We start from the raw sequence: 17,347 nt of genomic DNA, 5'->3' as shown, positions 1-17,347 counted from the left end.
GGGCCTCACTCTTCTTCTTCGACGGTGGACTTCTCGATGTCGGCCTTGACCAGGAAGCTCTGGGCCACCACCACCTGCTCACCGGCCTTCAGGCCTTCTAAGACTTCCACCCGTTCGGCGTCGCGTCGGCCTAGCTTCACCGGGCGCGTGTGATAGACCTCGCCCTGTTGCACGTACACCACGTCCCGATCTTCGGCGGTCTGCAGCGCGGTCACGGGGACTACCAGATCCGCTTCTGCGCGATCAACGGTAATGCGTGCTTTAACGGCGGAACCTGGCCGCCAGCGTCCATCGGCATTGCGCAAGCTCGCGCGTGCGATCGTGCTTTGGCTGGCCGTGGCGGTGCCGGGCAGCACGCGTTCCAAGGTCGTCTGCTCGGAAACGCTATCACTCAATCGGCTCACGGTCACCGGCACACCAGCTTCGATGTGCCCGGCGTCCCGTCCGAAGATATGCAGATCTACCCACAAGGTGGACAGATCTGCGATCTCGAACAAGGGCGCGCCTTCGGCGGCAGACGTGCCGACCGAGGCGGTCCGCGCCATCACCACGCCGCTTATGGGGGCGGTAACGGAATAGGTCGTCAGGCTCAAGTTGCTCTCCACCGTCGCGAGCACCTGTCCTGCCTTGACCTGGTCGCCCACGCCTACGCGAACGGCACGCACAGGACCGGGGAAACGTGCAGTCACCAGGGCGATGCGACCTTCGACCGGCGTAAGCAGCCCTTGGACTTCCTGCTCATCGGCGATCTGGCCAGGACCCACGCGGGCGGCGCGGATGCCGGCGGACTGTGCCGTTTGGGCCTCGATCGTGGTCTGTTGGGGCAGTTCTTCGTGCTCGCCTTGTTCTTCGGCCTCATGGCCTTCTTCGGCCTCGCCACGGGCATTGGGTGCCGGGCCACTACAAGCCGTCAGGGCCAATGTCAGGGCCAGCGCGATCCAGGGGAAACGGCTCATGGGGTCAACTCTCCGGAGGTGGCGGCAGCGGCAGAGGCAACCATGGCCTGGCCGGTGAGCCGTTGGATTTCGATGAGGGCACGTTGCGCATCGAGCGCGACGTCCAGTTGTTGCTGCAGAGCTGCGGTCCTTTCGGACTGCAGCTGCGCCCATTCCAGATAGCTGATGGCCCCAGCGCGATATGCACGCTCGGCCGCTTGCTCAGCCTTGGTCAGCTTGGGCAGCACATCGTCTTGAAGACGGGCCACTTCGTCACGGGCGACGGTGTAACGGCCGTGGGCTTCGACCAGGGTGGAATACAACGCCATTCCCTGCGCCTCACGTTCGATCGAAAGCACTTCCAACTCCGCCTCAGCGGCACGAATCTCTGGTTGCGCCCGGCTTCGAGCACCCAAAGGCAGCGAGATGCCCCCCACGAGCGCGGTGTCGCTTGTGTCCTGCATCCGACGCACGCCGACTTGCCAAGCCAGATCCGACGTGCCTGCTGTGCGAGCCAGATTCAAACGTGCTTCGGCAATGCGCCGCTCGTCGACAAACTGGGCCAGCTCGGGAGAACGCTGCAGTTCTGAGGAAAGGGTTTCCAGAGAACCGATCGCCGGTAGTGCGAGCGGGTTGCCAGCGACCGGCGCCGACACGGGTTCACGCTCCCCCCAGAGGGCGGCCAGATGCTGGCGTGCAGCGCTGGCTTGCTGGGAGGCCCTTGCTTGGGCCAGCTCGGCTCTTGCCAAGGCAGCCTGTGCAGTCAACAGCACCGACTCGGGTGAGGCGCCGGCCTGCACACGTTGACGAGCAGCGGCCACGGTACGCTGGCGCTGTTGGATATCGACTTGGGCAATCTTGGCGGCCTTGTCCGCTGCAACCAATGCCAGATAGCGCCGCGCCGTTTCAGCCAACAGATCCAGCCGACGAGCTTCCCGCTGAACAGCCAGCGCATCGATGCGGCTCTGCGCCAGGGCCCTGCGCGCATCCAGTTTCCCGCCTCGCTCCAGCACCGAGCTCAGACTCACGGTGAACTCGGCGCTGTCCAAGCCTCTCGCATCTCCGGTACCCAGGGCATTCTCCACCTCGGCACCCAATGTCCAAGGCGGGCGCTGATTGGCGCCCTCGTGCTCGGCCGCCAGTACCGCGGTACGTGCCTGCACCAGGCGCAGGTCTGGATGGGCTTGGGCAACGCGGTCGAATGCGTCGTCCAATGTCATGGGGTCGACCGCCCAGGCAGGTATCCCTGCACCCAGCAGCAACCAAGCGGCCAGCGCCGCACGTCGCACTTGCATAGCAACACTCCAGAAGTTCAGACCAAGGGTTAAGGACTGGCCTACGCCAGCGCTTGGCCCGCAATAGGCGGTCGGAACGGATCGACCAATGGCCCTGTGGGCACCGTCTCCACCGCGTGTGGCTCTACGGCCTGCTGCTGCGGAGCAGGAGGTGGCGCCCAAGTCATCGCCGGAGCGGCGACTGCGTGCGCGCAGCAATGCGCGAGTTGATGTAACTGATGGAGCGATTTGCCCAAGGCGCTCTCATCAGCGGCCGCGTGGGACGTCATCAGCACTGCGTGAGCGCCGGACCACGTATGGGCTGCCTCGTGCATTTCGCCCACCGCCGTAAGCACCGGGTGCCATATGGCACCCAGTGCCAGGCTCAGCGCCAGCAGCCAGCGGAACGCGGGCAGAGCTCGCACACGCATCTTCACGCGGTCGGCTTGCCCACTTGCGTGCTGGCCCGACGTGCGTCACGCAGGATCTCGATGGCTTCCTTGATCACGTACAAACCGATAAGGGTGCCAATCACATAGTCGGGATAGGGATTGGCCAGCCACCACACCAGTACGCCCGCAAGAATGACGCCGATGTTGGCCACCACGTCGGCTCGGGTAAACAGCCACGTTGCTCGCAGATGGACCTCCCCGGACTTCAGCGGCGAGAGCATGCGCAACACGATGACGTTGACTACAAGCGATAGCAGCGCGGTGCCGATCATCCATCCGCTGAGTGGTTCGGCGCCCTGTAGTACCCGTCGTCCGACCTCCACCAGCACGCCAATACCCAGCACCAGCAGAATGCTGCCACTGAGCCAAGCGGCATTGGCCTTGAAGCGGGCCGTGCGTCCGATGGCCACCAATCCAATGGCGTACGCGGTGGCATCAGACAGCATATCCAGCGCGTCAGCCAGCAGACCTGTGGAATGGGCAATCCAGCCGGCGATGCCACCAATGACGGCCATGGCCGCGTTGAGGACCAAGGCAATCCACAGTACACGTCGCTCCTGGGCGTTCTTGGCCTCGTGATGGCAGCCACAGTCACTCATCGGGTGTTCTCCATGTAATTACGCAGTTCTGAAGGAATCGGCATCGTGCGCAAGGCGTTTACCCGAGCGCCACCGGTATTGCCTTTAGGCATCCACACCCATGTCAGGGTCGCAGCGGCCATCAGGCGCAGCAGTTGTCCAGCCATTTCGCGCATGTCGTGGGCTTGCCACGCCCATCTTGCGAACGCCCAATGACTACGCACGTGCAAGCGCGTGCGGTGCTGCGAGAGCACGTGGGCCAATTCGTACCGTTTGTAGGCCGTCGTGAGATCGCCTTGTTGTAGCGCTTGATCGCCTTGCCAAAGATATTGCGCAAAGGCCGTATCCCGTTGATCTGGAGCCTCGTTAAACGGCCAGCACATCTGCGCCCAATAGCTGGCAGGCATCGTTTCCTCGCGCAACCCGACCTCGCCGGCGCGCAGCGTTTCAGGGCGATCAAGGAAGGTGCCGCACAGACGATCCCAGATCATGAAGAACTCGCCGAAGTTGACCTGGGCATCTTCATAGTCACGCTTGTGATGCCACCGATGTACTTCGGCCACGCCTAGCCAGCGACGTAGCGGGCCAACGCGGTAGTCCAAGTTGGCGTGTTGGAAAGCCAGTTGAACACTCATCAGTGTCAGCCACGCACTGATCACCAGCGGCGGCGCACCCAAGGCGACAGTCAACCCCAAGCCCGGGCCGGCCATCAGCAGTGCACTCAACGGGTGACGACGTTCTCCATTGAGCCAATACAAGCGCTCAGCGCTGTGGTGGATAGCGTGCAGTTTCCATGCCCATCGCACCCGATGACTGAAGCGGTGCATGGCATACAGGCCCAAGTCGATCACCAGCCCCGCCAGCAGCATCTGCCCGATCAGGGGCCACTGGGTCGGCCATAGGCTGCCGGCGGGCAGCAGGCCGCGAAAGGCATGCAATCCATAGGCGGTGCCGGCCAGCAGGCCAAAGTTGACGGCGCCATGCATCAAGTCGGCTTTGAGGTCGCCTTGGCTATGGCGCCAAGACGGCTCGTAGGGCTGCAGCCACTCCAGCAGCGCCACCATGGCAATGCCCGCGGTCGCCAGGATCGCCAAGGTTGGCCAAGCCGGCAGGCCATCGGCCAATACTGCGGCCGTGCCGGCCAGAACCGCGCCCATCAGGGCGGGATACGCGGCATACCGGATCAGGCGTGAGCGCAACATGGAGAGCTCCGGACACGGGTAGAGGCGCGCGGGCGGGAGGCTGGCGGCTGGACAGGGGGCAAGGTAAAGTCCGTAGCTACTACAGAGTCAAGTCGCCACATGAAGATCAGTCAGGCCGCCGAGGCCAGTGGGTGCCATCTGGAAACCATCCGCTATTACGAGCGGATCGGCCTGTTACCCCAACCTGGTCGCACCGGCAGCGGGTATCGCGTTTACGAGCCTGCCGATATCGAGCGTTTGCGCTTCATTACCCGCGGCCGGGATCTGGGTTTCAGTCTGGAAGAGATCCGCAGCCTGCTGCAGTTGTCCGGGGACGACCAGATGTCCTGCATGGACGTAGATCGGCTGGCACGCAGTCATTTGGCTGATATCCAGGCCCGGATGGAGGATCTGCGCAGGATGGCCCGGGAACTGGAGCGGGTGATCGCCAGTTGCCATGGCGGACAACGTGCCGAGTGCACGATCCTCTCTACGCTGCGACAACCGGCCGGTTGCGCGTCGGCGGAGTGCTGCCAGGCGTGAGCGATGTGGACCGCTACCTCGAAGCGGCCACGCGTCAGAACACGCAGCGCAGCTATGCCTCGGCGCTGCGCCACTTCGAGGTCGAATGGGGTGGCCATCTGCCGGCGACGCCCGATAGCGTGGCCCGCTATCTGGCCGAGCAGGCCCCCAAGGCAGCAATCAACACGCTGAAGCAACGACTGGCAGCACTGGCGCATTGGCACGCCGAGCACGGGTTCGTCGATCCCACGCGTACGCCGCTGGTACGCAAGGTCCTCAAGGGCATTCAGACGCTACACCCCCGAATCGAAAAGCAGGCCACGCCGTTGCAGCTGGCCCAGCTGACCCAAGTAGTCGGGTGGCTGGACCAAGCCACGCTGGCGGCCCAGGAGCGCGCCGACCACGCGTATGCCTTGCGTGCCATGCGCGACAAGGCGCTGGTGTTACTGGGCTTTTGGCGAGGATTCCGCGGCGATGAGTTGATCCGGCTGCAGATTGAGTACTTGGAACTGGTACCCGAGCAGGGAATGATCTGCTTCCTGCCGCGCAGCAAGGGCGACAGACAGTCGGCAGGCAATACGTACAAGGTGCCCGCTCTGTCGCGCTTGTGCGCGGTCAGTGCCACGCAGGCCTGGGTGCAGGCAGCCGCGCTAACTCAAGGCCCGCTGTTCCGGCGTGTCGATCAATGGGGCAACGTCGGCAGCCAAGGGTTGCATCCGAACAGCCTGATCCCCTTGCTGCGCGACCTGTTTCAGTCCGCAGGTCTGGAGGCCGTGGGAGGCTACAGCAGCCATTCCCTTCGCCGGGGCTTTGCGGGCTGGGCCAATGACAACGGCTGGGACGTGAAAGCCCTGATGGAGTACGTCGGATGGCGAGACGTGCACTCGGCCATGCGTTACATCCAGGGCCGCGATCCGTTCGCCCGCCAACGCGTTGAAGCCGGCCTCCAGGCCGCGCCGCCCCCCGCGCTCGCCTCGGCGGCGCTGCCAGCGCCGGCCGCGACCGTGAGCCTGACGCTGCGCCTGCTAGTGAGCCCGTTTACGCCCCGAGGCAGGGGCGCTGGCCGCGCTCGGGCACGCATTGAGGCGATGTGCCTATCCCCGTTTCAAGCCCATCGGCTTGATGCCGAGGGAAGCGAGTACCGACTCACGATGCCGGTGGTCGACGCCGCGGACATGGACGAGAGGATGGCCATGCTGCTGGATGAGATGCATCGCGTTGCCGATAACCACCACTGCTTTCTGGAAGCCTCCGTGCGCGCCGAGGACGGGCGTCACTGGGATTGACCTCAACCCTGACCAGGGCACTGCATGGCGACGCTGCACGAGACCGCGTATCCGCGCCTGAAACCTGATCCCACGGCCAAGGAACTGGACGAGATTTACACGCCCAGCGGCGGCGAAGTGCGCCTCGCACGTAGCATGGCGACCCAGCCAACCACTCAGTTGGCTGTGCTCATTCACCTGAAGATGTTCCAGCGGCTGGGCTACTTCGTGATCCTAGCCGATGTCCCAGAACGGATTCGGCAACATATTGCCCAGGCAGCCGGGCTGCGCCGGGCGCTATCCATCCGAGACTTGAATCGCTACGACGTCTCCGGCGCTAAACGCGCCCATATGGCGCGCCTGCGAAAGTTCCTGCGCGTTCGTCCGCTGGATGTCAGCGGGAGGGAATGGCTGGCAACGGTGGCCCAGGCCGCCGCTCAAACCAAGCATGTCATCGCCGACATCATCAACGTGCTGCTGGAGGAGCTGGTTCACCATCGCTTTGAGCTGCCGGGCTTCAGTACGCTGGAGAAGATTGCGGTTCAGGCCCGCGAGCAGGTGCATGAGCAGTATTACCGCAGCATCAATGAGGCCTTGACCGCGCCAGCCAAGAGCTTGATCAAGGAACTGTTGGCCGCACCGGCCAATGCCACATATACCGGCTGGAATGCGCTAAAGCGCGAGCCCAAACGGCCCACCAATAAGGAAGTGCGCTTTTATCTGCAACATATCCAACGCCTGCAACATCTGGCCCAGCAGTTGCCGGCCGTGGATATTCCGGTTCCGAAGCTGAAGCAGTTCCGCGCCATGGCGCGTGCGCTCGATGCCAGCGAACTGGCCGAACTCAAGCCGGCCAAGCGCTATGCCTTGGCGACGATCTTCATTCGGTCCCAGTACGCCAAGACATTGGACGATGCGGCCGACCTGTACATCCGGCTGATGCAGAACCTGGAGAACACGGCCCAGCAAAGACTGTTGGCCTACCAAGTAGAGCACGGCAAGCGTGCTGATACGCTTATCGCGCAGCTCAAGGAGATCCTGCAGGCTTATCAGATCGACGGAACGGACACACAGCGTGTGGATGCCATCGGACTGAGTCTGGTGGCGGACATTTCCACACTGCTGGCCGAATGCGATGAACATATGGCGTACGCAGGCCGCAACTACCTGCCATTCCTGATCCAGCCTTACAGCGTTGTCCGCCCGTTGCTGTTCAACTGCCTGGAGATCATGCAACTGCGCTCCACCAGCCAGGACGCGGGCATGGAACGCATGATCGCTGCTCTGCTGTCGCTCCGCGGTCAGCGGCGGGACATGATTGAGGCCAGCTCGATCGGTCTGGATGTTGAAAAGGATCTGGGCTGGTTGTCAGTCAACTGGCGCAGGCACGTCTTCGGCCGCAAAGCGGACTCGCTGGGGCCGGGCTGGGTGCATCGCAAGTACTTTGAGCTAGCTGTGCTGGCCCAGATCAAAGACGAACTCAAATCCGGTGATCTGTTCATTCCCCACGGGGAGCGCTACGACGATTACCGAGAGCAACTGGTGGATGAGGCCACATTCGCCCAGGAGCTGGAGGCCTACGGTGAGGTATCTGGTCTGGCCACCGAGGCCAGCGAGTTCGTGCGCCATTTGCAGCAAGAGCTGAGCTCACTGGCCGACACGGTGGATGCACGTTTTCCGGAGAACGTCCACGCCGATGTGGTGGATGGGCGCCTGGTGCTCCGGAAGCTGCAACGGCCTGAGATCTCCAGCGCCATTGCCACGGTCGATGCTCTTATCACCGAGAGGCTGCCGGCGATGAGTATCGTAGACGTGCTGATCGATGCGGCTCAATGGCTCAAGCTGCACCGTCATTTCCGGCCGATTGCGGGCACCAATGCGCGCGTGGACGATCTCATGCGCCGGGTGATCACTACGCTGTTCTGCTACGGGTGCAACCTGGGCCCGACCCAGACTGCGCGCTCAATCAAGGGCTTCAGTCGGCGCCAGATTTCCTGGCTTAACCTCAAGTACGTCACTGAAGACACGTTGGACAAGGCGATCGTGCAGGTGATCAATACGTTCAACAAGTTCGATCTGCCTGGCTACTGGGGCTCGGGCAAGAGTGCGTCGGCCGATGGCACCAAGTGGAGCATGTACGAGCAGAACCTGCTCTCGGAGTACCACATCCGCTACGGTGGTTATGGCGGCATCGGCTACTACCACGTCTCTGACAAGTACGTGGCGCTGTTCAGTCACTTCATTCCGTGCGGTGTGCACGAAGCGATCTACATTCTGGACGGATTGCTGGCCAACACGTCTGATATCCAGCCTGAAATCGTGCATGGGGATACCCAGGCCCAGAGTTATCCGGTCTTTGGTTTGTCCTACCTGTTGGGCATTCAGTTGATGCCACGTATTCGCAACATCAAGGATCTGACCTTCTTCCGCGCGGAGGCGGGTCGCCCGTACAAGAACATCCAGGCGCTGTTCGGCGACAGCATCGACTGGGGCCTGATCGAAACGCATCTGCACGACATGCTGCGGGTCACGGTGTCGATCAAGTTGGGCAAGATCACCGCTTCGACGATCCTTCGCCGGCTGGGAACCTACAGCCGGAAGAACAAGTTGTACTTCGCCTTCCGGGAGCTTGGGAAGGTCATTCGCACGCTGTTCTTGCTGCGCTACATCGATGACGTGGACATGCGTCGGACTATCCAGGCGGCCACCAACAAAAGCGAAGAGTTCAATGGCTTCGTCAAATGGGTTTTCTTCGGCGGAGAAGGGATCATTGCCGAGAACGTGCTTCATGAGCAGCGAAAGGTCGTGAAGTACAACCAGCTCGTGGCCAATATGATCATCCTGCACAACGTAGACCAGATGACACGCACGTTGGCCAGCCTGCAGGAGGAGGGGATGGAGTTGAATCCCGAGGTTCTGGGCGGCTTGTCGCCGTATCGGACCAGCCACATCAATCGGTTCGGAGACTACACGCTCGACCTGGAACGTAAGGTCGCGCCTCTCCAATTCACCGAGATCGTTTTGGAGCCCCACTGGACGCAGATCGCCGAGCCGAGAGGGTAGCGGACTCTGTCTATTCAGTTTCGACGCGAAGTGCTAATAGGCCACTTCGTGGCCTCAGCGGCGTATGAAGAAGAAAAGCACGCAACATCAAAAACTTAAAGCGGATTCGGCTGTATTTCTCACGAATCCCTGCCGACCCTCTGGCTGCGCAGCGAGGGCGAGCGGATGGGCGGCCGCACCGAGAGCGCCGATCTCGAGGTACTTTACGGCCGTAGCGTTTCACCGTGGTGGGACGTGGTAGCCGGCATCAAACACGACTTCACGCCCGGCGATGCGCGCACCTGGGCGGCGTTCGGGGTGCAGGGCATGGCGCCGTACCGCTTCGAGGTGTCGGCGACCGCGTATGTCGGCGAAGGCGGCCAGATCGCGGCGAATGTCGAAGCCGAATACACGCTGCGCATCACCAACCGCCTGATCCTGCAGCCGCTGGTGGAAGTGGACCTCGCCGCCAAGGACGATCCGGACTACGGCATCGCCCGGGGTTTGACCGGCATCGAAGCGGGGCTTCGCCTGCGCTACGAAGCGAGTCGCCGCTTCGCGCCCTATGTCGGCGTCGTGCACGAGCGCGCCCTCGGCGATACCGCGGATCTGCGGCGCGCCGAAGGCGAATCGCCACGCGATACCCGCGTCGTTGCGGGTGTCCGGATCTGGTTCTGAGGAGAACGCCATGTCCTATCGCATTCCCCTGCCCCACCTCGCGACGTTGCTGTTCGCGACCACGCTCGTCGCCTGCACACAGGCGGTCCCGGCGCCGATGGACAGCGCCCTTGCAGCGACGCCCGCGCCTGCCGTGGAACGGAAAGCCATGGAAGTCGCGACGCCGAAGATCACCGTGCATCGCGATGCGTACTGTGGCTGTTGCCACCTGTGGGTCGAGCACCTGCGCAAGGAAGGCTTCGACGTCGACGACCGCGTCGAAGAGGCGATGAGCCCGGTAAAGGAGCGCCTCGGCATCCTGCCCGCACATGCCTCCTGCCATACCGCCGAAATTGGCGGTTACGTGATCGAGGGTCATATACCGGCATCGGACATCCGTCGCCTGTTGAGCGAGAAGCCGGCCATCCGCGGACTCGTCCTGCCCGGCATGCCGATGGGTTCGCCCGGAATGGAAGTGGAAGGCGTCGATGCGCCTTCCTACACCGTGCTCGCACTGCACCGCGACGGCAGCACCACGCCTTACGCGGAACATTCGCCGTGATCCGGAAAGGGCGGCACGGACGCCGCCCTACCCCTTGACTCTGGAGCGTACTCCAGGGTGCAGACTGCAGGTACTTCGAGGAGTCCCCGCATGAACATCGGACAATTGTCCCGCCGCACCGGCGTTCCCATCGACACCGTGCGCTACTACGAAAAGCAGCACCTGCTGCCCGCGCCGACACGCAGCGCCAGTGGCTACCGGCACTACGAAGCGGACGACGTGCTGCGGCTGACCTTCATCCGCCGCGCGAAGGTCCTCGGCTTCACGCTCGAAGAGATCCGCGACCTGCTCGCCCTCAGCCGGAACGACAGCGGCGACATGGCCGGCATCCGCGCCGCCGCGGCCGACAAGCTGGCCGACGTAGAGCGGCGCCTCGCCGAACTGACGCGCGTGCGCGACGGCCTGCGGACGCTGGTCGACGCCTGCCCTGGCCACGGTGCGCTGGACCAGTGCCCGATCCTCTCCGCGCTGGGAGGCGAGGCATGAGCGGCATGCATCACCACGGATCTCAGGGACACGTTGCGACACCGGGGAAGGCTGCATGCTGCAGCAGCCACAAGGACACGTCGGCGGTCGACGAGACGATCGCCACCGATCCGGTCTGTGGCATGCAGGTGGATCCCGCCACCACGCCGCACCACGCGGAACACGGCGACACGTCGTACCACTTCTGCTCCGCCGGGTGCCGCACCAAGTTCGTTGCCGATCCCGCGCGTTATCTGGCCCCGTCGGTGGCAACGCCATCCGCTATCGCGCCACCCGGCACGCAGTACACCTGCCCGATGCATCCGGAGATCGTGCGCGATGCGCCCGGCACCTGTCCGCTGTGCGGCATGGCGCTGGAACCGATGCTGCCCTCGCTGGACGACGAAGAGAACCCCGAGCTGACCGATTTTCGCCGACGCTTCTGGTGGACGCTGCCCTTCAGCGCGGCGACCCTGCTGCTCGCGATGGGAGGCATGTACCTCTCCGTGATCCCACCGATCGTGCGCACGTGGCTGGAGTTCGCCTTCAGCACCCCGGTCGTGCTCTGGGCCGCCTGGCCCTTCTTCCAGCGCTGGTCACAGTCGATCCTCCATCGCAGTCCCAACATGTGGACGCTGATCGGCACCGGCGTGGCGGCGGCTTACGGTTACAGCGTGGTCGCCGTGCTGGCACCCCAGCTGTTCCCGCCCTCGTTCCGCGAACACGGCCACGTCGGCGTGTACTTCGAAGCCGCCGCGGTGATCGTCTCGCTGACCCTGTTGGGCCAGTTGCTGGAACTGAAGGCACGCTCGCAGACGTCCGCCGCCATTCGCGCCTTGCTCGACCTGGCACCGAAGACAGCCCGTCGCCTGCGCGACGATGGCGATGAAGAAGACATCGCGTTGTCGCATGTGCACGTCGGCGACCGCTTGCGCGTCCGGCCTGGCGAGAAAGTACCGGTCGATGGCGCAGTGATCGACGGCCGTAGCCATATCGACGAATCGATGCTCACCGGCGAACCGATGCCCGTGGAACGCGGTCCCGGCGATCGGGTGATCGGCGCCACGCTCAATGGTGCCGGCAGCTTGGTCATTCGCGCGGAGAAGCTCGGCAGCGACAGCGTGCTGGCGCAGATCGTGCAGTTGGTCGCGCAGGCGCAACGCAGCCGCGCACCGCTGCAGCGGCTCGCGGACCGGGTGTCGTTCTGGTTCGTGCTTGCCGTCCTCGGCGCGGCCCTGGCGACGCTACTGGGCTGGGGATTCTTCGGGCCCGAACCGTCGTGGACGCACGCGGTGCTCAATGCGGTTTCGGTGTTGATCATCGCCTGCCCCTGTGCGCTGGGCCTGGCCACACCGATGTCGGTGATGGTGGCCAGCGGGCGCGCCGCGCAGGCTGGCGTGCTGTTCCGCGATGCGGAAGCGATCGAAACCTTGCGCAAGGTCGACACGTTGATCGTCGACAAGACCGGCACGCTGACCGAAGGCCGTCCGGCCTTCACAGCGGTGCATGCAATGCCTCCGTTCGACGAAGACACCGTGCTGCGCCTCGCCGCGAGCCTGGACGCCGGCAGCGAGCATCCGCTGGCCCACGCCGTGGTGCAGGAAGCACGCCGTCGAGGACTGACGCTCTCGCCGGCGCACGATTTCGAATCCAGCAGCGGCATCGGCGTCCGCGGGCGCGTTGACGGTCATCGCATCGCCTTCGGCAACACCGTCCTCATGAGCGAAGAAGGTGTCGCCGTCCAGGCGCTACAGGGCGATGCCGACCGGGTGCGCGAAGAAGGCGGCAGCGTGATGTTCCTTGCCGTCGATGGCGCGCCCGCCGGGAGCATCGCGGTAGCCGACCCCATCAAGGCAAGCACCCCCGACGCCTTGCGTACGTTGCGCGAAGGCGGGCTCCGCATCGTCATGGCGACCGGCGATGGAGAGCGCACCGCGCGAGCGGTCGCCGCGCGCCTCGGCATCGATGAGGTCCATGGCGACGTTCGACCCGCGGACAAGGCTGCACTCGTTGCGCGGTTGAAGCAGGAAGGCCGTCATGTCGCGATGGCGGGCGACGGCATCAACGACGCCCCGGCCCTTGCATCGGCCGATGTCGGCATCGCGATGGGCACGGGTACGGACGTGGCCATGTCCAGCGCGCAGGTGACGCTGGTGAAGGGCGATCTGCGCGGTATCGCACGGGCCAAGGCGCTGTCCGAAGCCGCGGTGCGCAACATGCGACAGAACCTGGCGTTCGCCTTCGCCTACAACGCGCTGGGCGTGCCGGTCGCGGCCGGCGTGCTGGGGCTGTTGGGCGGGCCGATGCTCTCGCCGATGTTCGCGGCGCTGGCGATGAGCCTTAGCTCGGCGTCCGTGGTCGGCAACGCGCTGCGCTTGCGGCGCGTGCGTCTGCCCGGCGACTGATGAAACGCACGCGGCCGTTCGAGGACGGCCGCGTGGGCACTGCGAAGACGATTACTTGACCTTCGCGTAGGTGGCCTTGAAGGCCACGCCGCTCATGATGCCGCCCGCATGGCATTCGAAATTGGTGGCGCTGCGGAACTCGTTCTTCTTGAAGTAGCTGACGATGTCGATGACCGCATTGGCGCCGCGATCCTTTGCACCTTCCTGCAGGGCCTTCAACGCCGACAAGGCGACCCAGCGGCAGGATTCGGCATCGGACTTGCCCACGCCATTGGTCTTCTTGTTGGTCACGTCCTCACCGAAGCGCGACACCACCGTGGGCGTCTTCTGGCCGGCAAGGTAGAAACGCACGCTTCCGTCGATACCGGCGGCTTTGGCTTCCGGCGAGTTCACCAGCTCCTGGAACGGCAGTTCGACCCGGGTGTCGGCCGCATCCGCTCGCGGCGCCAGCACCGCCATCGTCAAGAGACCAGCGATCAGAAATCGTTTCATGGTGTTACTCCTGTTTGGGGGAAAGAGATGGGGTCGCAGCCTTCGCACAGGCTGCCAGCCGCGATGTTCGGATACCGTGCAGGCGCCGACTGCACGGCGTCGGTCATTGGATCGGCGGGACGTCCTCTTCCGGGCCGATCTCGATCGCCGCTTGGTCGTCCGGATACTCGATCCTGAAATCGCCCCGACGCAGCCAGGCGGCCGTGTCCGCGGCCAATGCATCGCTGATCTTGCTGAGCGACGAGCAGCCATCGCGGAACATCGTCATCGTGCGCCGATAGGGCTGGTACTGCCCGATGAGCTTGCCGTCTTCGTAGAGCTCGGCGCGGATCATCGCCCACTTGGGGCCCGAGAAGCCGCCACCGTCGGCGGTGCGCATGTGCATGATGCGCACGCGCAAGGTCCGTCCCGGCACCGTATCGAGGGACGCGTCGGTCAGCTCGACCTGTCCCCTGGCGTACACCACAAGATGCGCAGGGTATTCCGTCATCCAGGCGCATTCTTCGAACTCGGGATAGCCTTTGTAGCCTGCCCGCAGTTCGATTTGCGGCGATGTGCGGATGATGTCGTCGGCCAGCGCCGGCAAGGACGCGATCGCCAAACCCAGGCCCAGCAGCGCGTGACGCAACCTCATGGCGCCGCCGCCTCTGCACGGTGGAACACGGGCGACATCTGGATGTCCTGGGAAAGGTTGCGGATCCAGCGGTTGTAGTTGCCGTGAATCTCGGGCGCGCCGCCTTTCATCCGGTAGTTCATTTCCACACTGGACACGTACTCGATCTTGAAGCCGTTGTTGTCGTAACGAACCGCCACCACGACCTCATGGGTCCGTGGCGCGTAGCGCAGGGTGACGCGGCCCGGCTCGCTCTCCACCATGGTCCAGCCCCGCGTCTTGCCCGCATGCAGGATGGCCGCCTTGATCCGCGCGGCGCTGGGTGGGATCCCGTTCGTCGATTCGACCCGCTCGTAGACGGGGATATCCATCGGATCATGCTTGCCAGCGAACCCAGGTGCTGCGGCGCACGCAAACACGGCCGCAAGCAGCAGCGAAACAACACGCTTGTCCATCTCTCCCCCTGTGGATGTGGAACCTCAGTCTTTCCAGCGCTTGAAGATGATCGATGTGTTGATGCCGCCGAACGCGAAGTTGTTGTTCATCACGTAGTCGGTCTGCAACTCGCGCCCTTCCCCGGTGATGTAGTCCAGGTCGGCGCAACGCGGATCGCGTGTTTCCAGATTCAGCGTGGGGGCGAACCAGCCCTCGCGCATCATCTGCAGCGTGATCCACGCCTCGTAGGCGCCGCACGCCCCCAGCGTGTGGCCTACATAGCTCTTGAGCGAACTGATCGGCATGCGGCTGCCGAACACCGCCGCCGTGGCGGTCGTTTCGGCGATGTCGCCGTGGTCGGTGGCCGTGCCGTGTGCGTTGACGTAGCCGATCACGTCCGGCGACAGCTCGGCGTCCTCCAGTGCGAGACGCATCGCCTGCGCCATCGTGTCCGCACTGGGCTGGGTCACGTGCTGCCCGTCGCTGTTGGTGCCATAGCCGACGATCTCGCCCAGGATGGTCGCGCCGCGTGCCAACGCATGTTCCAGTTCCTCCAGCACCAGCGTGCAGGCGCCCTCGCCCAGCACCAGGCCGTCGCGGTTCGCGTCGAACGGGCGTGGCGTACTTTCCGGTTCGTGGTTGCGCACGCTGGTGGCGAACAAGGTGTCGAACACCGCAGCGGCGGTCGCATCCAACTGCTCGGCCCCGCCGGCGATCATCGCCACCTGCTTGCCGTTGCGGATCGCTTCGTATGCGCAGCCGACACCCTGGCCGCCCGAGGTACAGGCACTCGACGTCGTATAGACACGCCCTGTCAGACCGAAGAACACACCGATGTTCACCGGTGCGGTGTGACTCATCATCTTCAGGTACGTGGTGGCGTTGATGCCTTCGGTGGTATGCGCGTTGAGCATGCGACCGAAGTCACCGATGGCTTCGTGGCTGCCGGCCGACGAGCCGTACGACACACCGACCTTGCCGCTCTTCAGCACCGGATGCCCCAACAGCCCGGCCTGTTCCAGCGCCAGCTCGGTGGCGCGCACCGCCATCACCGCCACCCGCCCCATGCTGCGGGTGGTCTTGCGGTTGTAGTGCGCAGGCAGGTCGAAGGGCTCGGCCGGCGCCGCGAGGCGCGTGTTCAAGCCTTCGTACTTGTCCCAGTCTTCCATGTGGCGCACGGCATTGCGGCACTCGCGCAGGCGCAGGTGCACGCTCTCCCAATCGTGTCCCAGCGGGCTGATGGTGCCTGCGCCGGTGACCACCACGCGTCGATCTACGCGACTCATCCGACCAACCCTCCGTTGACCGAGATCACCTGGCGGGTGACATAGGACGCCTGCGGCGACATCAGGAACGACACCACGGCCGCGACCTCCTCCGGTTTGCCCACCCGCTTCATCGGGATCATCTTCAGGGCTTCGTCGACCACCTCGCCGCTGACCATTTCGGTATCGATCAGACCGGGGGCCACGCAGTTGACGGTGATCTCGCGACTGGCCAGTTCCAGCGCCAGCGCCTTGGTCGCGCCGATGATGCCGGCCTTCGCCGCGCTGTAATTGACCTGCCCGCGATTGCCGACCAGGCCCGACACCGATGACAGCGTGACGATGCGGCCGGGCTTGCGCCGGCGCACCAGCGGCATCACCAGCGGATTGAGCACGTTGTAGAAGCCATCGAGGTTGGTGCCCAACACGGCATCCCAGTCCTCGCCGCTCATCGCGGGGAAGGCGGTGTCGCGCGCGATGCCCGCGTTGCAGACCACGCCGTAGTACGTGCCGTGCTCGGCGATGTCGGCGTCGAGCGCCTGCGCGGCGGCCGCACGGTCGGCGACATCGAAGGCCAGCACGCGGGCGTCGCGCCCGAGCGCGCGCACCTGCGCAGCGACGGCCTCGGCTTCCTCCACCCGGCTACGGCAATGCACGACCACGTCGAATCCATCCTGCGCCAGCCGCAGCGCGATCGCGCGGCCGATGCCCCGGCTCCCCCCGGTGACCAGGACCGTTGTCTCTCCCCTCATTACTGCGCACTCTCCAGATAGGCCATCGCGTCCGGCGGTTCGAACACCGAGACGTTGGCGGTTGCCAGTTCTTCGCCGTCCCCCAGGATGCGGCAGCTGAACATTCCCAAGCCATTGTCGCCCAGCAGCTCGCGCCGCGCCTCCACCCGAAGTAATGCCCCGGCCCGGAACCAGGACACCCGGCTCTCGTAGCGGCGCGTGCCCAGCAGGAAGCCGATCGAAGGCTCCCGGCCCGCCTGGCGCGCATGACAACCCGCCCACGCGGCGATGGCCTGGGCCATGTACTCCACGCCCACCCAGGCAGGCACGCCCTCAGCGTGGCTGAACGGCCCCTCCTCCGGGACGCGCAGTTCGACCGCCACGGTGTCTTCGCCCCAGGCCACCAGACGGTCGACCAGCCGCATCGTCCCCCGGTGCGGCACCACGCGCTCGATGTCGTACAGCACGTCCAT

The 17,347-nt window shown here is 64.4% G+C and carries 16 protein-coding genes and 1 pseudogene; 7 read left to right on the top strand and 10 right to left on the bottom strand.

The genetic code is table 11. The features are described 5' to 3' along the window. Positions 1-5: 5 nt before the first annotated feature. The 4 genes from ACSION_RS10565 to ACSION_RS10550 all read right to left on the bottom strand — a co-directional run bounded on the left by ACSION_RS10565 (position 6) and on the right by ACSION_RS10550 (position 4,441). Positions 6-956 carry an efflux RND transporter periplasmic adaptor subunit gene (locus ACSION_RS10565; protein WP_080948168.1) on the bottom strand — a complete coding sequence of 317 codons (951 nt, stop codon included), beginning with the start codon at positions 954-956 and terminating at the stop codon, positions 6-8. Beyond that, a complete protein-coding gene (locus ACSION_RS10560; RefSeq protein ID WP_056878741.1) occupies positions 953-2,230 on the bottom strand; it encodes a TolC family protein in 1,278 nt (425 codons plus the stop codon). Before ACSION_RS10560 ends, ACSION_RS10565 begins: the two co-directional genes overlap by 4 nt. Before the next feature lie 412 nt (positions 2,231-2,642). Next, positions 2,643-3,260 (bottom strand): cation diffusion facilitator family transporter, encoded by a 618-nt coding sequence (locus ACSION_RS10555; RefSeq protein WP_046932167.1) that lies wholly within the window; start codon positions 3,258-3,260, stop codon positions 2,643-2,645. Continuing rightward, positions 3,257-4,441: a DUF3703 domain-containing protein gene (locus ACSION_RS10550; RefSeq protein WP_127170488.1), complete on the bottom strand. Its 1,185-nt coding sequence runs from the start codon at positions 4,439-4,441 to the stop codon at positions 3,257-3,259. The genes ACSION_RS10555 and ACSION_RS10550 overlap by 4 nt, the downstream gene beginning before the upstream one ends. Before the next feature lie 99 nt (positions 4,442-4,540). On the opposite strand from ACSION_RS10550, the gene ACSION_RS10545 reads away from it, so the two are divergent. The 7 genes and pseudogenes from ACSION_RS10545 (at position 4,541) to ACSION_RS10515 (ending at position 13,338) form a co-directional block, all read left to right on the top strand. Then, positions 4,541-4,963 carry a MerR family transcriptional regulator gene (locus ACSION_RS10545; RefSeq protein WP_046932166.1) on the top strand — a complete coding sequence of 141 codons (423 nt, stop codon included), beginning with the start codon at positions 4,541-4,543 and terminating at the stop codon, positions 4,961-4,963. After that, positions 4,960-6,228 (top strand): site-specific integrase, encoded by a 1,269-nt coding sequence (locus ACSION_RS10540; RefSeq protein WP_046932193.1) that lies wholly within the window; start codon positions 4,960-4,962, stop codon positions 6,226-6,228. Before ACSION_RS10545 ends, ACSION_RS10540 begins: the two co-directional genes overlap by 4 nt. Positions 6,229-6,252: 24 nt before the next feature. Further along, entirely contained in the window at positions 6,253-9,270 is a 3,018-nt protein-coding gene (locus ACSION_RS10535) for a Tn3 family transposase (RefSeq protein WP_046933271.1), read from the top strand. A 138-nt stretch (positions 9,271-9,408) separates the two neighbouring features. Then, positions 9,409-9,927, top strand: a pseudogene (locus tag ACSION_RS10530) (copper resistance protein B); the annotation flags it as partial. A 10-nt stretch (positions 9,928-9,937) separates the two neighbouring features. Beyond that, positions 9,938-10,468: a DUF411 domain-containing protein gene (locus tag ACSION_RS10525; RefSeq protein ID WP_435305928.1), complete on the top strand. Its 531-nt coding sequence runs from the start codon at positions 9,938-9,940 to the stop codon at positions 10,466-10,468. A 90-nt stretch (positions 10,469-10,558) separates the two neighbouring features. Then, positions 10,559-10,954: a heavy metal-responsive transcriptional regulator gene (locus ACSION_RS10520; protein WP_435305927.1), complete on the top strand. Its 396-nt coding sequence runs from the start codon at positions 10,559-10,561 to the stop codon at positions 10,952-10,954. After that, entirely contained in the window at positions 10,951-13,338 is a 2,388-nt protein-coding gene (locus ACSION_RS10515) for a heavy metal translocating P-type ATPase (protein ID WP_435305926.1), read from the top strand. Before ACSION_RS10520 ends, ACSION_RS10515 begins: the two co-directional genes overlap by 4 nt. Positions 13,339-13,389: 51 nt before the next feature. Here ACSION_RS10515 and ACSION_RS10510 read toward each other — a convergent pair whose 3' ends face one another. The 6 genes from ACSION_RS10510 to ACSION_RS10485 form a co-directional block, all read right to left on the bottom strand. Then, positions 13,390-13,830, bottom strand: a complete 441-nt coding sequence (locus ACSION_RS10510) for an excinuclease ATPase subunit (protein ID WP_435305925.1) — start codon at positions 13,828-13,830, stop codon at positions 13,390-13,392. A 103-nt stretch (positions 13,831-13,933) separates the two neighbouring features. Continuing rightward, complete coding sequence (locus tag ACSION_RS10505) at positions 13,934-14,464, bottom strand: hypothetical protein (RefSeq protein WP_435305924.1); 531 nt, start codon at positions 14,462-14,464, stop codon at positions 13,934-13,936. Next, on the bottom strand, positions 14,461-14,898 hold the full coding sequence (locus ACSION_RS10500) for a hypothetical protein (RefSeq protein WP_435305923.1): 438 nt from the start codon (positions 14,896-14,898) through the stop codon (positions 14,461-14,463). The genes ACSION_RS10505 and ACSION_RS10500 overlap by 4 nt, the downstream gene beginning before the upstream one ends. A 24-nt stretch (positions 14,899-14,922) precedes the next feature. Then, positions 14,923-16,164: a beta-ketoacyl-ACP synthase gene (locus tag ACSION_RS10495; RefSeq protein WP_435305922.1), complete on the bottom strand. Its 1,242-nt coding sequence runs from the start codon at positions 16,162-16,164 to the stop codon at positions 14,923-14,925. After that, a complete protein-coding gene (gene fabG, locus ACSION_RS10490) occupies positions 16,161-16,895 on the bottom strand; it encodes a 3-oxoacyl-ACP reductase FabG (protein WP_093485944.1) in 735 nt (244 codons plus the stop codon). The genes ACSION_RS10495 and fabG overlap by 4 nt, the downstream gene beginning before the upstream one ends. Then, positions 16,895-17,347: an ApeP family dehydratase gene (locus ACSION_RS10485; RefSeq protein WP_435305921.1), complete on the bottom strand. Its 453-nt coding sequence runs from the start codon at positions 17,345-17,347 to the stop codon at positions 16,895-16,897. The genes fabG and ACSION_RS10485 overlap by 1 nt, the downstream gene beginning before the upstream one ends.

Origin of the sequence: Pseudoxanthomonas sp. LjRoot125 (assembly GCF_964252705.1) — a bacterium.
In the GTDB taxonomy this organism is placed as follows: Bacteria; Pseudomonadota; Gammaproteobacteria; order Xanthomonadales; family Xanthomonadaceae; genus Pseudoxanthomonas_A.
This window is presented reverse-complemented; position numbering and strand designations above follow the sequence as displayed.